Origin of the sequence: Scandinavium sp. NPDC088450 (assembly GCF_044900545.1) — a bacterium.
Lineage (GTDB): Bacteria > Pseudomonadota > Gammaproteobacteria > Enterobacterales > Enterobacteriaceae > Scandinavium.
Genome location: NZ_JBJDNI010000039.1, coordinates 1 through 22,671, shown reverse-complemented (window position 1 = coordinate 22,671; position 22,671 = coordinate 1). Strand labels below are relative to the sequence as shown.

The 22,671-nt window shown below is 54.6% G+C and carries 24 protein-coding genes; 5 read left to right on the top strand and 19 right to left on the bottom strand.

Annotated elements, in window-relative coordinates:
* The first annotated feature begins 145 nt into the window (after positions 1-145).
* A complete protein-coding gene (hemH, locus tag ACI2I2_RS23120) occupies positions 146-1,108 on the top strand; it encodes a ferrochelatase (protein ID WP_404660084.1) in 963 nt (320 codons plus the stop codon).
* 73 nt (positions 1,109-1,181) lie between these two features.
* A complete protein-coding gene (locus ACI2I2_RS23115; protein WP_404660083.1) occupies positions 1,182-2,486 on the top strand; it encodes an inosine/guanosine kinase in 1,305 nt (434 codons plus the stop codon).
* A gap of 243 nt (positions 2,487-2,729) precedes the next feature.
* Here ACI2I2_RS23115 and ybaL read toward each other — a convergent pair whose 3' ends face one another.
* Together ybaL and ACI2I2_RS23105 are read right to left on the bottom strand one after the other, a co-directional pair.
* The gene (gene ybaL / locus ACI2I2_RS23110; RefSeq protein ID WP_404660082.1) at positions 2,730-4,406 is read right to left on the bottom strand and encodes a YbaL family putative K(+) efflux transporter; all 1,677 of its coding nucleotides are present in this window, start codon (positions 4,404-4,406) and stop codon (positions 2,730-2,732) included.
* Positions 4,407-4,640: 234 nt separating this feature from the next.
* Positions 4,641-5,861, bottom strand: a complete 1,221-nt coding sequence (locus ACI2I2_RS23105; RefSeq protein WP_404660081.1) for an MFS transporter — start codon at positions 5,859-5,861, stop codon at positions 4,641-4,643.
* Positions 5,862-6,038: 177 nt separating this feature from the next.
* Between ACI2I2_RS23105 and ushA the strand changes: the two genes are divergently transcribed.
* Complete coding sequence (gene ushA, locus ACI2I2_RS23100; RefSeq protein ID WP_404660080.1) at positions 6,039-7,691, top strand: bifunctional UDP-sugar hydrolase/5'-nucleotidase UshA; 1,653 nt, start codon at positions 6,039-6,041, stop codon at positions 7,689-7,691.
* 129 nt (positions 7,692-7,820) lie between these two features.
* On the opposite strand, the gene ybaK is transcribed toward ushA, so the two are convergent.
* Genes ybaK through ACI2I2_RS23080 form a run of 4 tightly spaced genes read right to left on the bottom strand, consistent with a single transcriptional unit; the run spans position 7,821 to position 10,112 of the window.
* Positions 7,821-8,300, bottom strand: a complete 480-nt coding sequence (ybaK, locus tag ACI2I2_RS23095; protein ID WP_404660079.1) for a Cys-tRNA(Pro)/Cys-tRNA(Cys) deacylase YbaK — start codon at positions 8,298-8,300, stop codon at positions 7,821-7,823.
* A complete protein-coding gene (locus tag ACI2I2_RS23090; RefSeq protein WP_404660078.1) occupies positions 8,284-8,496 on the bottom strand; it encodes a hypothetical protein in 213 nt (70 codons plus the stop codon). Before ACI2I2_RS23090 ends, ybaK begins: the two co-directional genes overlap by 17 nt.
* A 5-nt stretch (positions 8,497-8,501) precedes the next feature.
* Positions 8,502-9,305, bottom strand: a complete 804-nt coding sequence (locus tag ACI2I2_RS23085) for a TraB/GumN family protein (RefSeq protein ID WP_404660077.1) — start codon at positions 9,303-9,305, stop codon at positions 8,502-8,504.
* Positions 9,306-9,362: 57 nt separating this feature from the next.
* A complete protein-coding gene (locus tag ACI2I2_RS23080) occupies positions 9,363-10,112 on the bottom strand; it encodes a DeoR/GlpR family DNA-binding transcription regulator (protein WP_404660076.1) in 750 nt (249 codons plus the stop codon).
* An 83-nt stretch (positions 10,113-10,195) separates the two neighbouring features.
* On the opposite strand from ACI2I2_RS23080, the gene ACI2I2_RS23075 reads away from it, so the two are divergent.
* A complete protein-coding gene (locus tag ACI2I2_RS23075; protein WP_404660075.1) occupies positions 10,196-10,780 on the top strand; it encodes an NUDIX domain-containing protein in 585 nt (194 codons plus the stop codon).
* Positions 10,781-10,794: 14 nt separating this feature from the next.
* On the opposite strand, the gene copA is transcribed toward ACI2I2_RS23075, so the two are convergent.
* The 3 genes from copA to lysM form a co-directional block, all read right to left on the bottom strand.
* Entirely contained in the window at positions 10,795-13,296 is a 2,502-nt protein-coding gene (gene copA / locus ACI2I2_RS23070; RefSeq protein WP_404660091.1) for a copper-exporting P-type ATPase CopA, read from the bottom strand.
* Between the two features lie 178 nt (positions 13,297-13,474).
* Positions 13,475-13,873 (bottom strand): YidB family protein, encoded by a 399-nt coding sequence (locus ACI2I2_RS23065; protein ID WP_404660074.1) that lies wholly within the window; start codon positions 13,871-13,873, stop codon positions 13,475-13,477.
* 11 nt (positions 13,874-13,884) lie between these two features.
* Positions 13,885-14,340, bottom strand: coding sequence for a peptidoglycan-binding protein LysM (lysM, locus tag ACI2I2_RS23060; RefSeq protein WP_404660073.1), 456 nt, complete (start codon positions 14,338-14,340; stop codon positions 13,885-13,887).
* Between the two features lie 235 nt (positions 14,341-14,575).
* On the opposite strand from lysM, the gene ACI2I2_RS23055 reads away from it, so the two are divergent.
* Positions 14,576-14,824 (top strand): GlsB/YeaQ/YmgE family stress response membrane protein, encoded by a 249-nt coding sequence (locus ACI2I2_RS23055; RefSeq protein WP_404660072.1) that lies wholly within the window; start codon positions 14,576-14,578, stop codon positions 14,822-14,824.
* Positions 14,825-15,072: 248 nt separating this feature from the next.
* Here ACI2I2_RS23055 and ACI2I2_RS23050 read toward each other — a convergent pair whose 3' ends face one another.
* The 10 genes from ACI2I2_RS23050 to ACI2I2_RS23005 all read right to left on the bottom strand — a co-directional run.
* Positions 15,073-15,852 carry a C40 family peptidase gene (locus tag ACI2I2_RS23050; RefSeq protein ID WP_404660071.1) on the bottom strand — a complete coding sequence of 260 codons (780 nt, stop codon included), beginning with the start codon at positions 15,850-15,852 and terminating at the stop codon, positions 15,073-15,075.
* Between the two features lie 12 nt (positions 15,853-15,864).
* Positions 15,865-16,812, bottom strand: a complete 948-nt coding sequence (lafU, locus tag ACI2I2_RS23045) for a putative lateral flagellar export/assembly protein LafU (protein WP_404660070.1) — start codon at positions 16,810-16,812, stop codon at positions 15,865-15,867.
* The gene (gene motA, locus ACI2I2_RS23040) at positions 16,805-17,674 is read right to left on the bottom strand and encodes a flagellar motor stator protein MotA (RefSeq protein WP_404660069.1); all 870 of its coding nucleotides are present in this window, start codon (positions 17,672-17,674) and stop codon (positions 16,805-16,807) included. The genes lafU and motA overlap by 8 nt, the downstream gene beginning before the upstream one ends.
* Positions 17,675-17,681: 7 nt before the next feature.
* On the bottom strand, positions 17,682-18,374 hold the full coding sequence (locus ACI2I2_RS23035) for a FliA/WhiG family RNA polymerase sigma factor (RefSeq protein ID WP_404660090.1): 693 nt from the start codon (positions 18,372-18,374) through the stop codon (positions 17,682-17,684).
* A gap of 24 nt (positions 18,375-18,398) precedes the next feature.
* Positions 18,399-18,869, bottom strand: a complete 471-nt coding sequence (gene fliL / locus ACI2I2_RS23030; RefSeq protein ID WP_404660068.1) for a flagellar basal body-associated protein FliL — start codon at positions 18,867-18,869, stop codon at positions 18,399-18,401.
* Between the two features lie 12 nt (positions 18,870-18,881).
* Positions 18,882-19,988 (bottom strand): flagellar hook-length control protein FliK, encoded by a 1,107-nt coding sequence (locus ACI2I2_RS23025; protein WP_404660067.1) that lies wholly within the window; start codon positions 19,986-19,988, stop codon positions 18,882-18,884.
* Entirely contained in the window at positions 19,988-20,293 is a 306-nt protein-coding gene (locus ACI2I2_RS23020) for a hypothetical protein (RefSeq protein WP_404660066.1), read from the bottom strand. The genes ACI2I2_RS23025 and ACI2I2_RS23020 overlap by 1 nt, the downstream gene beginning before the upstream one ends.
* Positions 20,286-20,681 (bottom strand): flagellar export chaperone FliS, encoded by a 396-nt coding sequence (gene fliS / locus ACI2I2_RS23015; protein WP_404660065.1) that lies wholly within the window; start codon positions 20,679-20,681, stop codon positions 20,286-20,288. Before fliS ends, ACI2I2_RS23020 begins: the two co-directional genes overlap by 8 nt.
* Before the next feature lie 16 nt (positions 20,682-20,697).
* Entirely contained in the window at positions 20,698-21,999 is a 1,302-nt protein-coding gene (gene fliD, locus ACI2I2_RS23010; protein WP_404660064.1) for a flagellar filament capping protein FliD, read from the bottom strand.
* Between the two features lie 193 nt (positions 22,000-22,192).
* Positions 22,193-22,671 (bottom strand): flagellin (locus ACI2I2_RS23005; RefSeq protein WP_404660063.1); only part of this gene is annotated, 479 nt, incomplete at its 5' end.

The window sequence follows — 22,671 nt, the reverse complement described above, 5'->3', positions numbered from 1 at the left end:
TGGCGCAAGCTTACCCGGCCTACGGTTTTCCACAGGCCTCTTTTGTAGGCCTGCTCTCGCCCCCGCTCACCTTTCGCAGCAATTAGTTCTTCTTTCTCTCTTTTCCGTTACAATTATCAGCCATTTAAACAGTTAAGAGGCGGTAATGCGTCAGACGAAAACCGGCATTCTGTTAGCAAACCTCGGCACGCCCGATGCACCCACTCCCGCAGCGGTAAACCGCTATCTGCGCCAGTTTCTGAGCGATAAACGCGTCGTGGACACGCCCCGCTTACTGTGGTGGCCGTTGTTGCGTGGAGTGATATTGCCGATTCGCTCGCCACGAGTGGCAAAACTCTATCAATCTGTCTGGATGGATGAAGGCTCTCCGCTGCTGGTTTATAGCCGCCAGCAACAACAGGCGCTGGCGAAGCGTCTGCCGGGCACGCCCGTGGTGTTGGGCATGAGCTATGGCTCGCCTTCACTGGAAAGTGCGGTGGAAGAATTGTTGGCGCAAGACGTGGAACACATTGTCGTGCTGCCGCTATATCCTCAGTACTCCTGTTCAACGGTAGCCGCCGTTTGGGATGAACTGGCTCGCATTCTCGCCCCTAAACGCCATATTCCGGGCGTTTCGTTTATCCGTGATTATGCCGACGACAGCGACTACATCCAGGCACTCGCGGACAGCGCACGAGCTTCTTTTGCTGAACATGGCGAACCGGATTTGCTGCTGCTTTCCTATCATGGCATTCCACAGCGTTACGCTGACGAAGGTGATGATTATCCTCAGCGCTGCCGCGATACTACGCGTGAACTGGTGTCCGCGTTGGGTATTTCGCACGATAAAGTGATGATGACGTTCCAGTCACGCTTTGGCCGCGAGCCGTGGCTGACGCCGTACACCGACGAAACGCTGAAAATGCTGGGCGAGAAGGGCATGAAACACATTCAGGTAATGTGCCCGGGCTTTGCCGCAGATTGCCTGGAAACGCTTGAAGAAATTGCGGTGCAGAACAAAGAGGTGTTCCTCGAAGCGGGCGGGGAGAAGTACGAATACATCCCGGCGCTGAACGCTCAGCCGCAGCACATCGAGATGATGGTCAACCTGACCGCCCCTTACCGCTGAGTGCGCAGGGCAGCGAACAGGCGGGGAATATGCTAGTATTCTTCGCTTGTTCACAGCTACCTGACCGCAACTCATGAAATTTCCCGGTAAACGCAAATCCAAGCACTATTTCCCCGTCAACGCTCGCGATCCACTTCTGCAACAAATTCAGCCTGTCAATGAGACCAGCGCCTCCTGGGTGGTGGGGATCGATCAGACGCTGGTGGATATCGAAGCTAAAGTTGACGACACCTTTGTGGCGCGTTACGGCCTGAGCAGCGGGCACTCTCTGGTGATTGAGGATGATGTCGCGGAGGCGCTTTATCAGGAACTGGTGCGCGAAAACCTGATTACCCATCAGTTCGCGGGCGGGACCATCGGCAACACCATGCACAACTATTCCGTGCTGGCCGACGACCGTTCGGTGCTGCTCGGCGTGATGTGCAGCAATATTGAAATCGGTGGCTATGCCTATCGTTATCTGTGTAACACCTCCAGCCGCACTGACCTGAACTACCTGCAAGGTGTTAACGGGCCGATTGGCCGCTGCTTCACGCTTATCAGCGACAACGGCGAGCGCACATTCGCCATCAGCCCGGGCCACATGAATCAACTGCGCGCCGAAAGCATTCCTGAAGAAGTGATTGCCGGAGCCTCAGCCTTAGTGCTGACCTCCTATCTGGTGCGCTGCAAGCCGGGTGAGCCGATGCGTGATGCCACGATGAAAGCGGTGGAATACGCCAAAAAGCATAATGTGCCGGTGGTGCTGACGCTCGGGACTAAATACGTTATCGCGGACAATCCCGCCTGGTGGCAGGACTTCCTCAAAGAGAACGTCTCGATTCTGGCGATGAACGAAGAAGAAGCCGAAGCGCTGACCGGCATTGCCGATCCGCTGCTGGCCTCCGACAAAGCGCTGGATTGGGTTGATCTGGTGCTCTGCACCGCCGGGCCTGTGGGTCTGTATATGGCGGGCTTCACCGAAGATGAGAAAAAACGCGTCACGCAGCATCCGTTGTTGCCGGGCGCGATTGCCGAATTCAACCAGTACGAGTTCAGCCGCGCCATGCGTCACAAAGACTGCAAACAGCCGCTGCGTATCTACTCCCATATCGCGCCCTATATGGGCGGCCCGGAGAAGATAATGAACACCAATGGCGCGGGCGATGGCGCTCTGGCGGCGCTGCTGCACGACATTACCGCCAATAACTACCACCGCAGCAATGTGCCGAACTCCAGCAAACACGAGTTCACCTGGCTGACCTATTCATCACTGGCGCAGGTGTGTAAGTATGCGAATCGCGTGAGCTATCAGGTGTTGAACCAGCACTCCCCACGCCTGACGCGCGGCCTGCCAGAACGGGAAGACAGCCTGGAAGAGTCTTACTGGGATCGTTGAATTTCTCACGGCGGCGTTGTGCTTGCCGGGGATGCGGGCTTTTGTAGGCCTGCTAAGCGAAGCGCCAGCAGGCAATGTTGGATTAGGTGTCGCGTTTTCCCCCTCTCCCTAACCCTCTCCCCAAAGGAGAGGGAACGAAAAACGCCCCTCGCCCTGACTTTCTCCCCAAAGGAGAGGGAACGAAAAACCCCCCTCGCCCTGTGGGAGAGGGGCTGGGGGAGAAGGCATCAGGCCGCACAAAACTTACCCCGTCACCGCTTCTCCAACCGGCGGTTTCTCCAGCAGCGTCAGCATCGTGTTTGCAATCTCTCGCTCGCCCATCACCACCTGATTCGCACCTCGTTCGGTAATGTATTCCACCTCGTCGTCATAATGTGCGCGGGCGATAATCTCGATATTCGGGCATTTCTCTCTGGCTGAGGCGACAATTTCTCCGGCCTCGTAACCGTTTGGAATCGTCAGCAGCAGCCAGCGTGCGCAATCCAGATGCGCCAGATTCATGATTTCTTCACTGGCCGCATTGCCCAGCACCGCACGAATACCGCGTTCCCGCAACTCATCCACGCGGGTGCGCGAGGTTTCAATCACCACTAATGGAATGCCCTGGGCCAGCAGTTTCTCACCGAGCAGGCTGCCGACGCGGCCAAAACCGACCAGCAGCGCATGGTTGCAGATATCCACCGGGATTTGTTTCTCGTCTTCAATTGCTTCTTCGAAGGTTTGCTCTTCGAGGGTTTCGGTTTTATCGAGGTATTTTTCCAGCACCGCGAACAGCACCGGATTGAGCATAATCGACAGAATGGCCCCGGCCAGCACCAGATTCTGCCCGGCTTGTGGCAGCAGGTTCAGCGCCATACCAAGCCCGGCGAGGATAAACGCAAATTCCCCAATTTGTGCGAGGCTCGCAGCGATAGTCAGCGCGGTACGCTGCGAGTGTCCGAACAGACGCACCAGAATGAACGCGGCGACAGACTTACCGAAGATAATAATCGCCAGCGTCCCCAGCACCGCCAGAGGCTGCTCAATCAGCACCATCGGGTCGAACAACATGCCGACGGAGACAAAGAACAGCACCGCAAATGCATCACGCAGGGGCAGCGTGTCGTGCGCCGCTCGGTGGCTGAGTTCGGATTCGTTCAGCACCATTCCGGCGAAGAACGCGCCGAGAGCGAAGGAAACATCAAACAGTTCGACTGCGCCAAACGCGATGCCCAGCGCCAGCGCTAAAACAGAAAGGGTAAACAGTTCACGTGAACCGGTGGCAGCGCTGCGAGCCAGGATCCACGGCACCAGGCGACGGCCAACCAGCAGCATCACGGCGATAAAAGCCACGACTTTGCCGATGGTCAGGCTCATGTCCAGCGCCAGCGTAGCCAGCCCGACGTCGCCTTGTTCCATCATTCCGGCGATCGCTGGCAGCAGCACCAGCGTCAGCACCATCACCAGGTCTTCCACTATCAACCAGCCGATGGCGATTTGCCCTCGCTGGCTGTCTATCAGTTGCCGCTCTTCAAGCGCACGTAACAGCACCACGGTACTGGCGGTCGAAAGACACAACCCGAACACTACGCCGGTCATCAGCGACCAGCCCAGCATGGACGAAAGCGCCATACCCAGCAGCGTTGCGACCAGAATCTGGGCAATCGCGCCGGGAATGGCGATGGCCTTTACCGCCATCAAATCCTTCAGAGAGAAATGCAGGCCCACGCCGAACATCAGCAGGATGACGCCCAGTTCAGCCAGTTCAGGGGCAAGTTTGGTATCGGCAACGAAGCCTGGAGTAAAAGGACCTGAAAGCACACCCGCCAGCAAATAGCCCACCAGAGGCGAAATACGGAGTTTGTTGGCGATCATGCCAAAGATAAAAGCGAGTACCAGCCCGCCGACAATGGTGGTGATTAGCGGTGTTGCGTGATGCATTCCGTCTCCTTTCGTTGCTGCAGGGTCCCCTTTCTGGCTCGACGAACCAGAAATCCGAGTAATAGTTTATGACAATTTCAATCATCCTGTTTATGAATAATTGTTGAATTTTGAGGAAAAACGGAATTAGGCGGGAAAACCGCACAGATCGAAAAATGAAAGGGTAATTACGCCAATAAAGCGGACAGAATGCAGGGGAATGCCCGCCAGAGTTTCACTCTGACGGGCGGAAAATCAGGCTTTATGACGATTATCAGGCAGGAATATGGTCAACATGCCCAGTAAAGGCAGGAAGGCACAGATTTTATAGACTTCTTCAATGCTGGTGTGGTCGGCAACCACCCCAAGTACCGCAGCTCCCAGGCCACCCATGCCAAAAGCGAAACCGAAGAAAAGGCCAGAAACCATGCCGATTCGGCCCGGTAACAGCTCCTGGGCGTACACTAAAATGGCGGAAAACGCGGAGGCGAGGATAAATCCAATAATCACCGTCAGAATCCCTGTCCATTCAAGCGATGCGTACGGTAAAACGAGGGTGAAAGGCGCAACGCCAAGGATAGAGCCCCAAATAACATATTTACGGCCAATCTTATCGCCCACAGGCCCACCAATTACGGTGCCAGCGGCTACTGCAAACAGGAAGGCGAACAAGTGAATCTGCGCATTTTGTACCGATAACCCAAACTTATGCATCAGATAAAAGGTGTAATAGCTGCTTATGCTCGCCATATAGAAGTATTTCGAGAAGATCAGCATTAACAGGATGCTTACCGCCAGAATGACTTTGTTACGTGGCAGCGGATTGACTATCGCCGCTTTGGGTTTGCCTTTGTTCATTCGGTGCTGAGCAGCATACCAACGGCTGATTTGTGCCAGCACCACGATGGCGAGCAGGGCAGCCAGTACAAACCACGCCACGTTACCTTTGCCATAAGGCGCGATGATCATCGCTGCCAGCAACGGCCCTAAGGAACTGCCGAAGTTACCGCCAACCTGGAATAGCGATTGCGCCAGACCATGACGGCCACCGGAAGCCATACGCGCCACACGAGAGGATTCAGGGTGGAACACCGAAGAGCCCGTTCCGACCAGCGCCGCCGCCAGCACAACGGCTTCGAAACTGCCTGCCATCGCCAGCAAAATCAGGCCGCTCATGGTGAAACACATGCCAATCGGCAGTGACCACGGCATCGGGTATTTGTCCGTCCAGTAACCTACCACCGGCTGAAGCAGCGAGGAGGTGAGCTGGAAGGTCAGGGTGATCATCCCGATCTGCACAAATGTCAGGGAAAACTCAGATTGCAGCAGCGGATAAATCGCCAGGATCAGCGACTGGATCATGTCATTCAGCAGGTGAGACAGACTGATGGCACCGAGAATGCGAAATGAGGTTTTGGCTTTTTGCTGCGGCGACGACGTGCCGGGCAGCGTTGGACTGGTTTCACTGATTGCCATAGAAAATTCACTGTAGTTAGGGTTTAGCGACGTTGGGGATTTTATGGTCTGTAATAATTATCAGACTAAGATAACTGGCTCAGGCGTTTGAAGAAAGTCTCAATTCTGAAAACATATTTGTCTAAGCTTGTTACTCACTGTAATTTCGGCAGTTGAAATTTATTCAGGGAGAGAGTCATGACATTGTTGAAACGTGGCGTGGTGCTGGCGATGCTGGCAGCGGGCCTGTTGAGTAGCCTGCAAGCCAACGCTTATGAGCAGGATAAAACGTATAAAATTACCATCCTGCACACCAACGATCACCACGGGCATTTCTGGCGTAGCGAGTACGGCGAATATGGCCTGGCTGCGCAGAAAACGCTGGTGGATGGCATTCGCAAAGAAGTGGCGTCGGAAGGCGGCAGCGTGCTGCTGCTTTCTGGTGGCGACATCAATACCGGCGTGCCGGAATCCGATTTACAGGACGCGGAACCTGATTTCCGCGGCATGAACCTGGTGGGCTACGATGCGATGGCTGTCGGCAACCATGAGTTCGACAACCCGCTCAGCGTGATTCGTCAGCAGGAAAAATGGGCCAAGTTCCCGTTCCTGTCGGCCAACATCTACCAGAAAAGCACTGGCGAGCGTCTCTTCAAACCGTGGCAGCTGTTTAATCGTCAGGGGCTTAAAATTGCGGTTATTGGATTAACGACCGATGACACCGCCAAAATTGGCAACCCGGAAAACTTTACCGATATCGAATTCCGTAAACCTGCCGACGAAGCGAAGCTGGTGATTCAGGAACTGCAGCAGACGCAGAAGCCCGACATCATTCTGGCGGCTACCCACATGGGTCACTATGACAACGGTAATCACGGCTCTAATGCGCCGGGCGATGTGGAACTGGCTCGCAGCCTGCCTGCGGGGGCTTTGACCATGATTGTGGGCGGTCACTCACAAGATCCGGTTTGCATGGCTTCCGAGAATAAAAAGCAGGTCGATTACGTCCCAGGCACACCTTGCGCGCCGGACAAGCAAAACGGTATCTGGATTGTGCAGGCTCATGAATGGGGCAAGTATGTCGGCCGCGCGGATTTTGAATTCCGCAACGGCGAGATGAAACTGGTGCATTACCAGCTCATTCCAGTGAATCTGAAGAAGAAAGTGACCTGGGACAACGGGCAAAGTGAGCGTGTACTTTACACCCCGCAAATCCCGGAGAACCCACAGATGCTGTCGCTGCTGACGCCGTTCCAGAATAAAGGCAAAGCACAGCTCGACGTGAAAGTGGGTGAAGTGAATGGGCACCTGGAAGGCGATCGCAGCAAAGTACGTTTCGTGCAAACCAACATGGGACACCTGATCCTCGCGGCACAGATGGCGCGCACCACAGCTGATTTTGGCGTGATGAGCGGCGGCGGCATTCGTGATTCTATCGAAGCGGGCAAAATCACCTACAAAGACGTGCTCAAGGTGCAGCCGTTCGGCAACGTGGTGGTTTACGTGGATATGACGGGCAAAGAAGTGACGGAATATCTGACGGCCGTGGCACAGATGAAGCCGGATTCAGGAGCCTACCCGCAGTTCGCGAACGTCAGTTTTGTGGCGAAAGGCGGTCAGCTCACTGAGTTGAAAATCAAAGGCGAGCCTGTCGACCCGGCGAAAAACTACCGTATGGCGACGCTGAGCTTTAACGCCACCGGCGGCGACGGCTACCCGCACATCGACACCAAACCGGGTTATGTGAACACCGGGTTTATTGATGCGGAAGTGCTGAAGCAGTATATCGAGCAGAACTCACCGTTGGATGTGAATGCTTACGAACCGAAAGGGGAAGTGAGCTGGCAGTAAGTTGAGTCTGGAGAGTGTGGCTTCCCCTCTCCCCGGCCCTCTCCCCATGGGAGAGGGAGACTACGGTTCTGATCCCCTCTCCCTTGAGGGAGAGGGTTAGGGAGAGGGGGAACACGCAGCTCCCAACTCTTAATCCCGTCGCGCAATATCCGCAAACGTCGCATCCAGCATTTTTGCCAGATGCTCTGCCGTCAGCTCAATATCCAGACCGCGTTTACCGCCGGACACATAGATAGTCTCAAATGTTTGGGCAGGCGCATCGATAAGCGTCGGCAGGCGTTTTTTCTGCCCTAATGGGCTGATGCCCCCCACCAGATAGCCGGTGGTTCGCTGGGCGATCATCGGGTCAGCCATATCGACTTTTTTGGCGCCCAGCGCTTTCGCGACCTTCTTCAAATCAAGCTGTGTGGCCACTGGCGTTACCGCTACGGCCAGGTGTTTCATATCCCCGTTAACCGCCACCAGCAGGGTTTTGTAAACCTGATCGGCATTGAGTCCCAGTTTACGCACCACTTCATCGCCAAAGTTGGTTTCATTCGGATCGTGATCGTAGCTGTGAACCTTAAACGGGATCTTGTTTTTTTCGAGTAACTTAACGGCGGGTGTCATAACCATCCTTCTTACAACCGGAGTGAACAGGCTTCAGGATACGCCTGACGGCTGTCGAAAAAATAGTACTATCTTGCGCAATAGTGTTGGCAGTGATGGTTACTTTGAGCGACAATCGAACGATCCGAAGTGCAAACTTCGGGATAATAATAATGATGAAATTCCTCTTTGACGGGCCAATAGAAATATTGGCCATTTTTTTTATTTCCGCGCCGCACTCAGCATTGCAGGCAGGTTTCCTTCCCCGTACAAATGCAGGGCACCCACCGCCACAACGTAGCGCCCCGGTGGCAGGGAGAGCAGACGATCCCGCCACGCCAGGTTACGCTGATGCATTAAGACGTCATACAACTCATGGCTGAAGGTATTTGGCAGCGAAGGGGTTTCACCTGGCGGTTGCTCCAGCCACCAGCCGATCATCACCTGCAACAGCCGGGCATTGGTGTGCCAGTGCGTCAGTGTGTCTTCCAGCAGCGACAGCCCCTGATCAGGCAAGTTACGCAACAGGTCAATCTGGCTTTGCGCCCCTTCCAGCTCGATGATCTTCCTGTGAGCGTCACGCGCGCAATGCAGCAGCTGGTAATCAATCCCGTAATCAGGGCGCAGGCCCAATTTCTGTGCCTGCGTCGCCTGAAGCACCATCGCGATTTGCCACAAGGGTTGGCTGTCGAACAGGGCGAGCGAGAGGCCCAGTTCGTCGGTCAGTTGTTCCAGCTGTTGGAAACGCGAAGGCGATAAACGTTCGCTCAGCGGTGGACAGGGGGGCAGGTCACGGAAGGGGGTTTCCGTGCCGGTAATGTCGGCTTCGACGATCACCGCATCGGCCTGTTGGATCAGGGCAGTCAGTCTGGGCGGCAGCGGCGACATATCGCGAGTGCCCATGTGAATGCTGCCCACCAGATGCAACTGCTGCCCGCTGGCGAGCGTGATGTCCAGACCGGGCCAGCGATAGCGTTTTCCGGACAAGGCGCGTACTAAAGATTTTATTCGTTGAAACAGACCCATACGCGCTCCCTGAAATCAAAGGTCCATGCTAGCGCGTCGGGGATAGGGGCTCAACGCCTAAATCACCGTCACTCGCTGTTTCTCGCAGGCGTTTAGCAGTGTCTGCTCCAGTGGAGTGTCAACGATCAGCGTACTGGCAAGCTGCAAGCCACCTATCGCAAAAGCCGAGGCGCTGTTCAGTTTTTCCTGCGAGGCCATCACCACAGTTTCTGCCGCACGCGCTGCCAGCGCTCGCTTCACGGAGGCTTCTTCGTAGTTTCCTGTCGTAAACCCTGCGCTGGCGTGCACCCCGGTGACACCCATAAAAAAGAGATCGGCGTTAATTCGGTCAATGGCTTCCAGCATCGCTGCCCCCATGGTGACCACCGAATGCCTGAACAGCACGCCGCCAATCAGGATAACCTCCACCGCCGGGAAATCGACGAGTGCCACCGCAATGGACGGGCTATGAGTGACAGCAGTAAAGGCCAGATCGCGCGGCAACTGTTGCACCAGCTCTTGCGTGGTCGTGCCACCGTCAAGGATAACCACCTGACCCGGCTGGATCAGCGACACCGCTTTTTGGGCGATCGCCCGCTTACTGCCGATTTGCACGTTTTTGCGTGTTTCCAGAGGTGCAATAGCCGCCGAGACGGGCAGGGCACCGCCGTGCACGCGTTGCAGTAATCCTTCGGCAGCAAGTTCGCGCAAATCCCGACGTATTGAGTCCTCGGAAAGGCCGAAACGCTGGCTTAATTCCCCGGAATGCACCTGTTTTTCCTCGGCGAGGATGGCGAGGATCTGCTGTTTTCGTTGGCTGGCAAGCATCGATTAGTCTCTCACGAATTTTCTTGATATTGCACGATTATGCATGATAGCGTTTTTGAAGTCATCTGCCGGAGAGAAAAAACATGCAACCCCAGGACGATCCTATTCGCAATCTCGAAGCCCATCTGCTGTCCGATAACTGGTACACCCTTAACAAATACACTTTCGAACTACGCCGTCAGGATGGCTCCTGGCAACCGCAAAGCCGCGAAGCGTACGATCGCGGCCATGGCGCCACCATTTTGCTCTACAACCGCGATAAAAAGACCGTGGTACTAACCCGTCAGTTTCGCCTGCCTGTTTATCTGCATGATAAGCAGGGCTACCTGATTGAAGCGGCTGCGGGTCTGTTGGATAACGCTTCTCCGGAACAGCGCATCATCGCAGAAGCCGAAGAGGAAACGGGCTTTCACATTGCGCAGCCAGAGAAAATCTTCGAAGCCTTTATGAGCCCGGGCTCGGTGACGGAGAAGCTCTACTTTTTTATCGCCGAATACAGTGAGAAAGACCGCAGCAGCGCAGGAGGGGGAATCGAAGCGGAAGGGGAAGATATTGAAGTCCTCGAATGGCCGCTGGAAAAGGCGTTACAAGCTATTCGGACGGGTGAAATTGAGGACGGAAAAACCATCATGCTGTTGCAGCATCTGGCCCTCAACAAACTCTGTTAAGGGCCAGCCAGTCATCACGCTTTCGGTTTGAAACGCAGCAAGCGGTTAGCGTTGCTCACCACGGTGATGGACGAAAGTGCCATCGCCGCCCCGGCAACCACCGGGTTTAACAACGTCCCGGTGAGCGGCCACAGGATGCCAGCCGCAATCGGAATGCCCAGCGAGTTGTAAACAAACGCGCCCAGCAGGTTCTGCTTCATGTTCCGCAGCGTGGCTCGGGATATTGCCAGTGCATCAGCGACCCCGGTCAGGCTGTGGCGCATCAGCGTGATGGCTGCGGTTTCAATGGCTACGTCGCTGCCGCCGCCCATTGCGATACCCACTTCCGCTTGCGCCAGCGCTGGCGCATCGTTGATACCGTCACCCACCATCGCCACTTTGCGGCCTTCTGCCTGCAATTTTTTGATGGCTTCGGCTTTACCGTCTGGCAGCACGCCGGCAATCACTTCGTCGATACCTGCTTCTTTGGCAATGGCGTTGGCGGTAGTTGGGTTATCCCCGGTCAGCATCACCAGGCGGTAGCCTTCACGATGCAGGCGTTGCAGCGCTTCAACGCTGTCACTGCGCAGCGGATCTCGAATGGCAAACAATGCCGCAATTTGCCCGTCGATAGCCAATAATACCGGTGTTGCACCTTGTTCTGCCTGCGCCTGAATTTCAGCTTCACAGGCTGTGGTCACCACATTTTGCTCGTTTAACAAAGCCTGATTTCCCAGCAGCAGCGCACGGCCTTCCGCTTCACCGCTGACGCCCAGCCCGCGCAGTGTGCGGAAGTTATTCACCTGCGGAAGTGTAGCCTCGCCGGCTTTCTCAATAATGGCTCGGGCCAGTGGGTGGCTTGAACCCTGTTCAAGCGCCGCTGCAAAACGCAATGCCTCGGCTGCGTCCACCGCCGCAAAGGTTTTCACGGCCACCACCTGCGGTTTGCCTTCCGTCAGCGTCCCGGTTTTATCAAACACCAACGTATCGAGTTCACTGGCACGTTGCAGCGCATCGGCATCGCGCACCAACACGCCGTATTCTGCGGCACGCCCGACACCCGCGATAATCGACATCGGCGTTGCCAGGCCCAGCGCACAAGGGCAGGCAATAATCAGCACCGTAGTGGCGATCACCAGGGTGTAAACAATCTGCGGTGCCGGGCCGAAGAAGTACCAGATGGCGGCACTGAGCAGCGCGATAGCCACAACCACAGGCACAAACACCGCTGAGATGCGATCCGCCAGTTGGCCGATTTCCGGTTTACTGCTTTGCGCCTGGCGAACCATGCGGATAATACGCGACAGCGTAGTGTGGCTACCGACAGCGCTGGCACGGAACAGCACGCTGCCGTCCTGCACCACAGTGCCTGCATGAATCGCTGCACCGTCTGTTTTTTGCTGCGGCACGGGTTCACCGGTCAGCATGGCTTCATCAAACCAGCCTTCACCCTGCGTAATTTCACCGTCGACAGGCACGCGATCGCCAGTCGTCAGGCGTAACGTCATGCCTGGCTGCACGTCGGCCAGTGGCACGGATTTCTCGCCTTGTTCTGTCACCACTCGTGCGGTCGGTGGCGTGAGGTCGAGCAGTTTTTCCAGCGCTTTCGAAGAACGCTGACGTGCACGCGCTTCCAGCATATGGCCGAGGTTAATCAGACCAATGATCATCGCACTGGCTTCGTAATAGAGGTGGCGAGCTTCCATCGGGAACCACTGTGGCCACAGGTTGACGCTCATCGAATAGAGCCACGCCACGCCAGTGCCCAACGCCACTAAAGTGTCCATTGTCGCGGTGCCGTTTTTCAGGCTCTTCCACGCGCTGGCATAAAAATGGCCGCCCGCAAAGACCATCACTCCAAGGGTAATCAGGCCAATTGTCAGCCACAGGGAACGGTTGGCTTCGGTGACCATCATGTTGTCGCCGAACATGCCCCAGACCATCACCGGCACACCGACCAGCAGGGCGACAATCGCCTGCCAGCGGAAGCGTTTCATGGTGGCGATGGCGGTTTCCTGTTGGCGTTCCCGGCGCTCTTGATCGTCTTCAATCGCTTCTGCGCCGTAGCCTGCTTTTTCCACCGCCTGCACTAAATTTGCGGCGGACGCACTGCCCATGACCAGCGCCGTGCGTTCCGCCAGATTCACCCGTGCCTGCGTCACGCCCGGTACCGCGGCAAGTGCGTTTTGTACCCGGGACACACAGCTGGCGCAGCTCATACCGTTGATCAGCAGCTGTTGGCTGTCATCAAGGTCATCGGCTGCCGGAAGCGCTGAGGGGGCCGCTGTCAGTGCTTCCGACGGGGTTGATGACTCTGTCAGCGGGTTAGCCTTTGGGTGGCTGAGCTCCGCCCCGTATCCAGCTTGTTTAATGGTGTCAATCAGCGCTTCGGCACTGGCGCTGCCGGTGACGTGCGCTTCGGTCGTTGTCACGTCAGCCTGGTCAACGTCAGGACGTTGCTCAAGGCTCTCTTTAACGCGTTTGACGCAGTGGCCGCAGGATAGGCCGTCCAGCGTCAGGTCGATAGTGTTAGACATCATGAACTCCTTAGTGAAGGCCAATGCGCAGTGGCGTGGCCGTGGCTTTTTTCTGACTGTGATAAAGCTTAAACCTTCCCGCAAGGGGAAGGTCAAGGCGTTCTGATGTTTTCATTCTGAGGGCACAAAAAAGGCCAGTAAACTGGCCTGAAAGAGAGGGGATGGAGAGAGGGCGGACCTAGGATTTACGGCCCAAAACCGAAAGCCCAGCCTTTACCAGATCGGTGGTTGCTGACGGCGTTAGTTCACCGGAGTGAGATAACCCGTTCACCAGCAGCGGTAAGTATTTAGCCAGCAACGCGGCGGTAGCGTTAACGTCAATGCCGCAACGGTCAGCCAGTTGTTGCAGCGCCGGGGCCTTAATGAATGAAAATACCTGCTGCGGTGAAATCGGCAAATTTTGCTGATTCGACAGCCAGGATTGCAGGATTTTGCCGAATCCGAACAGCTTCATTTGCTGAAGAAGCGCCTCCATGCCACCCTGGGCATCAATCCACGAGAGGACCTCGGTTATCAGTATCGGATTATGCTCTTGTGAACCAGAGAGTTTGCTCAGCAGTGAGGTAAACAGTCCCATAATGCCCTCTCTTACTGCTTCGTGGCGAGTTCAGGGATGATCAACTTCTGCCCCGGATAAATCTTATCCGGATGGCTGAGCATCGGCTGGTTGCTTTCAAAAATGGCCTGGTAATGATTGGCCGAACCATAATAGCGGCGGGAGATTGCGCTCAGCGTATCGCCAGATTGTACGGTGTAATATTGGGCCGCCGGGGCAGGGGCGCTGACCGTCAGCGCATTATTAACGTCACTGATGCCATCAATGTTACCCGCGGCAACCACCAGTTTGTCTGCGGTTTGTTGGGTATCGGCGTTACCGGATAATGAAGCAACACCGCTGTCGTCGACGTTGACATTGATATTGCTTGCGCCCGGTAGGTTGAGCGTATTGATGTGTGCCTGAATTTTCTCCGCTTTTTCACTGTTGCTGTTGTCAGTGTGAAATAGCTTCTCGCCAGCTTCTTTAATAAAATTGATTAATCCCATGATGATTCCTGTCTTATTTGTTGTGTCTGATGGAAAAAGACTACCACTGGAAATTGCAGGAGTATGCGTGGGCCTGCTGAAAAGAGTGTTCGGATAATCAGAATGGCAATATTGTTAACTTTTCTTGACTGTTTTTGATGTTTGAAATATTCATTGTCGTCATTTCATTGACGCTATCATTGCAACTCTTTACATTCTGGTGCTCTTTTTATATTAGCAAGGACAGGAGTTAATTATGGGTATTCTGCTTTGGATTGTGATGGGGTTGATCGTCGGTATTATTGCGAAGTTTATTATGCCAGGTCGTGATGGCAGCGGTTTTATTATGACCGTTATTCTTGGCATTGTGGGCGCGATTGTCGGTGGTTGGTTAGGTTCACTGCTGGGTCTGGGCACGGTGACTGGGTTTGATGTGCGCAGCATTCTTATCGCTGTGGCAGGCGCGTTGGTTGTTTTGTTTGTCTGGCATAAAATCAGGAACTAAAAGGGGGGATTTCCACGTCGTTGCTTATCATCAGTCACTGCAATAAGTGTGCTGAAAGAAGATAAGAGTCACTGTGTTTAATAAATTTAAAAAGTGATTTTTAGTCCCTGCACCAGGGGGAATGGGAATGACATGGTATAAATTATACGAGACATGTGAGATGTGTTTTCTTCCTATAATTTACTTGTAAAGTGTTATTTTTGAGTTCAGCCACCTGGAAACAGGTGGCATTTTTTTTCGTGAGCTGATCATCCATGCTCATCATAAATAACGCGGCGTGAGCCCAGATAGTGATCCTGCCAGAAGTCATCCGTCAGATAACTAATACGTACATTTAATCCAGTGCGTGGTGCTTCAATAAACTTCCCTTCGCCAAGATACACACCCACGTGATCGGCTTTGGTCTTTTTGTGAATGCCGAAGAAGATGAGATCGCCGCGATGCAATCGGCTTTTTTTCACGTGCTTCAGGTTTTTGGCGGTGTACATGCCGTTAGCGGTGCGTGGCAATTTACGCTTGATGCTGGTGGTGTATGCATACCAGACAAGGCCGCTGCAATCGAAGCCAGTTTTGGGCGATGAGCCACCCCAGACATAAGGCTTGCCAAGTTGTTTCTTCAGCTTGCTCATGACTTTGACCAGCGAGTGCTCCATTTGCTCGCTCATCTGGACCAGCGGCCATTGTCGGCCTAATGCGCCGGGTTTCCAGTGCACTTGCTCTGTCAGAGACTCACGGTTTTCGGTACGCTCAGCCCGCTTTTTGGCCGCGATTTTGCGCTTCTGCGCAGGCGTCAACGGCACGTTCGCCAGCTTGAGTCGGGATTTTGCCAGCAGTTTTTTTCGGTTATTGATGCGTGCCAGCGCTTTTTTATCGTGCGTTTTGCTGGCAATCGGTTTGGTGCTTCTCAGCGTCGTCTGTTTGGGTTTTGCCAGCGCGGTGCCTGGCATCAGGCTCAGCCAACCTGCCAGCGCGAGGCTGAGCAGGGTAAACAGAGCGGGCATTGAAAGAGGTTTATTGACGTTCCACATTGTCCTGACTCGCTACTTCCCTTGTGCGATTTTCTCGGCGATTGGCTTAATCACTTTTTCGCCATGCGCCCCGAAGAACTGATACAACGTATCGCTGGCGGCGTGCGTTAACACCATGATTTCGATTCGTCGGTTGACCGAACTTAACGGGTCGTCCTTATCGAAAAGCATCTGATCAGCCATGCCGCTGACCTGAATCACTTTGGCGGATTCCAGCCCGGAAGCGGTCAACACGCTGCGTGCCTGAAGTGCACGCTCTCCGGAAAGATTCCAGTTGTTGTAGCCTTTATTATTCTTATACGGCGTGGCGTCGGTGTGCCCGGTGATAATGATTTTGTTATCCACCTTGTTCAGCTCAGGCGCGAATTCGTTCAGCAACTGGTAGAAGAACGGGGTGATTTTGGCGCTGCCACGCTGGAACATCTCGCGATGGCTGTCGTCGGTAATCAGAATACGCAAGCCTTGCGGCACAATGCCTATCTGCAAATTGGACTGCGCGTGATAGGAATTGGTGATGCGCATAATGATGCGTGCCAAATCATCCAGCTCATATTTTTGCGTGAACTTGCCGCCGTGAGCTTCACTTTTCTGACTGTGTGCGTTGAGCACGTCAGACAACTTGAGCTTGCCAATATTCACGCTCTCATTACGCGGTGCAGTCAGTGGCGAACTTTTGGCATTCGTCGACATCAGGCTTAAGCGGGCGCCGTTTCCGTCTGCCTGGCTTAATGGCGTCAGGCTATTGCCGCTAAAGACAGAACTGCCTTCCATCGACTGAAGCAGTGACTGCGTCTTCTCCTGATGAATCGCGCCCATGATCCACAGCACCATAAACAGCGCCATCATCGCGAGGGTAAAGTCGGCAAACGCCACTTTCCACGCTCCACCGTGATGAGCCTGGTGCCCTTTGCGCGACGAGCGTTTGATTATCGTGGTGTGGCCTTCGTGCTTATTACGCATCGGCCTCACCTACCATTTGATTCACCCAACTGTCGAGACGGGCGAAGGTCGGTTTGGCATCGAGCGGGAGCATTTTACGGCCCGCATCCACCGCCAGCAGCGTCGGTTTCCCGGCAACATGGTTCACCAGCACGGTACGTACACACTCAAGAACTGACATTTTGGTTTTGGTGCGCTGTTCCATGGCGTTGGCTAAGGGGTCGAGGAAGCAGTAGCAGAAGAACACCCCGAGGAAGGTGCCGACCAAAGCATGCGCCACGCGCTCACCCACTTCAGCAATCGAGCCATCGATAGACTGCATGGTGATGATGATGCCGAGCACTGCCGCACAAATACCAAAACCTGGCATCGCTTCTGCGGTACGTTGCAGAGAACGTGACGGTTGCAGCAAATACTCTTCCATCGCCACCAGTTCCTGTTCCAGCAGACCTTCCAGTTCGTGCTCGTTGATTTTGCCCATCGCCATCAGGCGGAAGTTATCGGAGATAAACGTGATTAACGATTTTTCCTGCAAAATCAGCGGGTATCGCTTAAACAACTCGCTGTTTTCTGGCACTTCAATGTGTTCGTCCAGCATCTTCAGACCGCCGTCCTGCACCAGTTCAAGCAGTTCATACAGCAGCATCAGCAACTGACGTTGGTACTCTTCGGTCTGCTCGTTCTTCTGCACCGTGCCACGAATCTGACGCAGCATTTCAGACAACATATTTTTCGGGTTCGCCAGCACCAGCGCACCCAGCGCCGCGCCGAGAATAATGACAATTTCGCCTGGTGCCCAGAGCGCCATCAGGTTGCCGCCGGAATAAATAAAGCCGCCAGCCACGCAGGCAATAACAAAGGAAAGGCCTAATAATTTCTGCATAAGGGGTTCACTTCTGGAAATACGTTTGAATTTTCTCAGTAATCTTTTTATTGAGCTGACACACTCTGGCCTCAGTAAGCTCGAGGACCAGGGCGATTTCTTTCAGGCTCAACTCTTTTTGGTAATACAGCGTCAGGATCAGTTGCTCACGCTCATCCAGGCTGGCGATAGCCGCGTGCAACGTGTTGCTCAAAATGACGCCGTCTTCCAGAGCGCGGGTGTTCATGGTGTCGTCCTGAACGCCTTTACTCAGTAAATCATCAAGGCTTTCCAGAGAGCTGGCGCAATCCAGCTGCAGATGCTCCTGATATTCCTCTGCAGTAATGGAAAGGCGTGCCTGAATATCCTCAAAGGTCGGCGTGCGGCCGATCTCGCGGGCAATCTGGCGGATTTCATCATTCAGTTTGTGGGTCTTTTGGCGCAAACGACGAGGTCGCCAGTCAAGCTGGCGAAGTTCATCGAGGATCGCACCACGAATACGTTGCGCCGCATAGGAAGCAAACTGTTCATCAGGGTGCCCATAACGGCGCAGCGCCGTCAGCAGCCCCATCAGGGCAATCTGTTCCATATCATCCTTGTCGATAACGCTGCTGGTCTGATAAGCAAGCTGCTTAATCATCTTGTGAACCAGCGGCAGCCAGGCTTGAACGTAGTTCGCCTCCTCGGCTGCCGTCAGCTTATCTTTGGCAATAAAATCCATCATTATCATTACGTCACAGTCGTCTTACTGGTAAACCATTTTGCTGATGATCACGTCGGTGAACGGCTTCTCGGTTTGCAGCTTGATGAAGCGAGCGGTGTAAGCCGCCAGCAATTTTTGGCGAAGGGTATCCATTGGCATCTCGCGCAATGCGTCATAGTCCATTGCCGAAAGCAGCGTCACCGTGGTGCCGCGAAGCACCGGCGAAAGTTCATTCACTTCCTTCTGGCCTTCTTCGTCACTGGTAGCAAACGCCAGATCCATTTGCAGGTAGTGCTGCTGGTGGGCGGCGGTTTGCAGCGTCACCACCACGTTTTTGACTTCAATAAACTTCTGCGGCTTGCTCTCTTTTTTACTGGAGAACAGGCCGTCGCTTTTCGTGATATCAACCCCATTGCGGGCCAGCATCTGGGTGCCGTATATCGTGATAATGGCGGTAAGAACCGAAATAATTACCGCGCCGATAATGCCAAAGGCGACTTTTTTGATGGTCATTTTTTATGCTCGCTACACAGTCAATAAAACCGACTCATCGTCCTGATGAGAAGAATAGTTTTCGTCTTCCGCCTTCTCGGCGTTGGCAAAGACGACTTCGTTCTGATCGGCAAACGCCTGCTGGCGGTTGTCCTGTTGCTGACCTGGATGCTGCGAAGAAACCTGTACGTTCACCTGCACAAAGTTTTGCTCAACCAGCGTCTGGCGAAGATCGTGACTTACCTGTTGCAATGCCCGGTATACATCGCCATGGCTGGCGTTGATGTGGACCTGCATCCGCCCATTGTCGAGCTGCATCGAAATATCGATTTTCCCCATGTTCGGCGGATCAAGACGAATCGTGGCGTGTTGGATTTTGTCTTTCATCTGCACCTGAAGACGATCGCCCAGCGCCGAATGAAGTTGTTCCGACCAACGGGAGTTTTCATCGCTCAGCTTGACGTCCGGCAGCGTAAAACGAGCAGTCTTGTCCGCTCCGGTTGTCGGTTGTGCAGCCATCGCCTGAGCCGATGCCGTGCTGGTGGATTCGGCACTCATCGGCACTGTTTGAGCGGCGTTCATCTGCGCCATTTCCTGCGTGGTTGCGGCGACAGTGCGCGTGGCCACCAGCTTCACGCTGGTACCGTGAGTCTCTTGCCTGGTGGTGGCCTGGCTGTCTTGCTGCTGCGCTTGACCTTGCAACAGCGGCTGAGCCTGGACCTGAGCCGAAGCGTTTTGCGCGCCAGCCTCACGAGACTGCAGCATCACCGCATCCACGTTGTGCTCCGGTTTTTCGCTATTGCCTTTTACTGGCAGCGATTTCACCGGATGCTGGCTGGCGGTCAGCAGAGATTCGAGGAGTGCCATCGCTGCTGAATCGTCCGTACCTTCCGGCGTTTCTGCCTGATGCTGTTCCACGGTCTCGGTGGCTTTCTCACCGATTTTCTGCCGACCGGTGTCACCGTTCAGGGCGGTCATCAGCGTGGCCAGCGTGTTGTCAAAACCTGGCTTTGTCCCTTCCGTCGCGCCGTCTGCCGTCTCGCCCTGGGCGACGATATTCAGTGCGTCTGCCACGCCTTTTACGGCGGGCTGCGCCTGGCTTGTCATGTCCGGTGCTGCCTGGGCATTCATCACCTGCATTAGCGTCCTCCTTCCATTGTCATAAACGCGGCATAGGCGGTTGCCCCTTCCTGGTTCTTGCGTGTCCGGGCCATTTTTTCTTCCAGCACCGCACTTTCCTGTTGGCAGAACTGGTACACGCGCTGGTGCAGTTTGCGCAGTTCCGCCAGTTCTCGTTGAAGGGCAGGGCTGAGCGCCCGGCCTTTTAACGAAGTCAGAAACAGGGCAATCTGCTTATCGACCTGCTGAACCTTCAGCCACTCTTTTTGACTGGCTGCTTGCTCCAGTTCGCGAGCAAGCCAGGGGATCAGCGTCAGGTCATCCATTCTTCTGCCCCATCTTTTCCCAGCCGTCCTGAATATTGCTGAGGATCTTCTCGACCTCATCAATGCTTTCCGTAGAGAGCTTGTGGCTGGCGTCATACAGACGGTAAACGCAGTAGTCGTAAAGGTTGGCGAGGGTGAGTGCGAGCTCACCCCCATTTTCGAAATCCAGCGCACTGGTCAATGCGTTGAGAATATCGATGCACTTGTTAATGCTTTTGACTTTGCGCTCGAAGCGACGAGCCGCAATGTGGCTCTTCGCACGAACGAGTTCGTCCATCAGTCCCTTGAATAAGATCAATACCAGCTGGTGCGGGTTTGCCGCCGCTGCCTGAATCGCAAGGTCTGATTGCTGATACTGGCCGAAGCCTTCTTGATTGTTTCCGTACATCACTGCTTAAAATTCCTTACGCTAAGCCAAACATACTCATGGTGTTGTTGATTGACTGCATGGTGGTTTGAAGCTGAGTGAACTGCGTCAGATAACGGTTGTAGGCGTTGTCATAGCGCGTGTTCATCGCATCGGTTTTGGTGTCGATATCACTTTGTTTTCTGTCCAGCGTTTCCTGCTGGCCTTTCAGCAAGCCATCGGTAGAGCTCAGATAACGGTCCAGAGACTTATCAATCGACTTCAGCATGCCGTTGCTGCCGTTGAAGAAGTCGGTGAATGACTCCGGATCTTTGCTCAACTGGGCTTCCAGTTTGTCGCTGTCAATTTCCAGCGTGCCGTCGCTGCCTGCGGTGATGCCAAACTGATTGAGCTGGTGATCGCCATAGGTTTGACGCAGCACGTTATTCAGCGTGTTATCCAGCGCCATCATGTTGGCGTCACCGGCAAAGGCTCCACGAGCGGTGCCGTCACTCCCGGTTTTGGTCAGGGAGTCGAGGGTGCTTTCCAGGGTGTTATAGGCATCCACAAACGCCTGCGCCTGGTTTTTGGTTTCCTCGGTGTCGGTCCCAATTTTGATGACCAACGGTTTGCCCGGCTCGGTGGTGCCAGCCAGGTCGATAGTCACACCATCGACAATCCCATCCAGCGTGTTGGTGCTGTTGGTGAACTGCATGCTGCCCATGCTGAACTGTGCGTCCTGCGCTTCGGCAATGGTGGTGCCGTTATCAAACAGCGAGGCGGCAGCGCCGCTCATGCTCAGGGTATTTTTCGCCCCGGTTTCATCGCTGCTGAGCATCATCGTGACGTTGCCGTCGGTGCGAACCAATGAAGCCGTTACGCCCGGGTTGTCTTCTGAGCCGTTGATCTGCGCGGTCAGTTCGCCCAGGGTATTCACCTCATCCATGTTGACGGTGAAGCTCTGCGCGTCATCGCCCTGACCCAGGGTGATGGTCACGTCACCGGTGGCATTTTTCACCGCATCGTCGGTCAGGTCGGCGTAGCCAATCTGCTGCGCCGACGCCATCTGCGTCACATCGAGGCTGTAGGTGCCTTTTCGCGCATTCGAGTTAGTCGTAATCGACGCGATGTTTTCCTGATTCATCGTCGCGGTGGTTTTCAACATGCCGTCGTCGGACTTGTTGAGATCGTTCATCGCGGTGCGGAAATCGGTCAGTGCGGATTTCAGTTTTGTCAGCGCATCCTGCTGCGATTTCAGGGTGGTGGTCTGGCGAGACAGCGCATCCTGAGTGGCCATGATGTCGTAGCTGGCCATCTGCTGAGCCAGCGTTTGCGGATCAATACTGCTTATATCGGTCATTTTTCTCTCCTTGAGGCCTGACGACTCGCTATGGATATAGCAAGACCCGTGCCAAGTTTTATAGTGTATTTTTATCAGTGAGTTAGGTAGGAAGGGGAAGGGGGATTTCCCCGAAAAAGCCGACGGGCGGAAAGCCTGCGGCTGAAATAAAAACACCGCCATACAGCGGTGTTTTTCACATAATAAGCGGGGATTAGCCCAGCAGAGACATCACCATGCCGGACATGCTGTTGGACTGCTTCAGCATGGACATGGAGGTCTGGGCCAGCATCTGGTTGCGGCTCATGCTGGAGGCTTCAGTCGCGAAGTCCGCGTCGGTGATGTTACCCAGCGCCATGGAGGTGTTGTCCTTCATGTTCGCCAGGTTGGCAGAGGTGTGTGCCATACGGTTGATGTTGGCACCCAGCTCAGAGCGCACTTTACCCACGCTTGCCAGGTCCGCTTCCAGGCCATCCATATAACCCTGCGCATCGGCTGCACTCTGGATGTTGATGCCGGATGCGCCAGCTGCGCCTGCACCGGTCAGGCCGTTAAAGCCGGAAGCACCGTACGCACCGGACAGGGTGGTGGCCAGGTCAACGGTCATCGCTTCATCAGAGCTTGAACCAATCTGGAAGGTCATCGGGCCAGCCAGTTTGCCGGAAGCGCCGAACAGGTTGTCACCGGCGAACT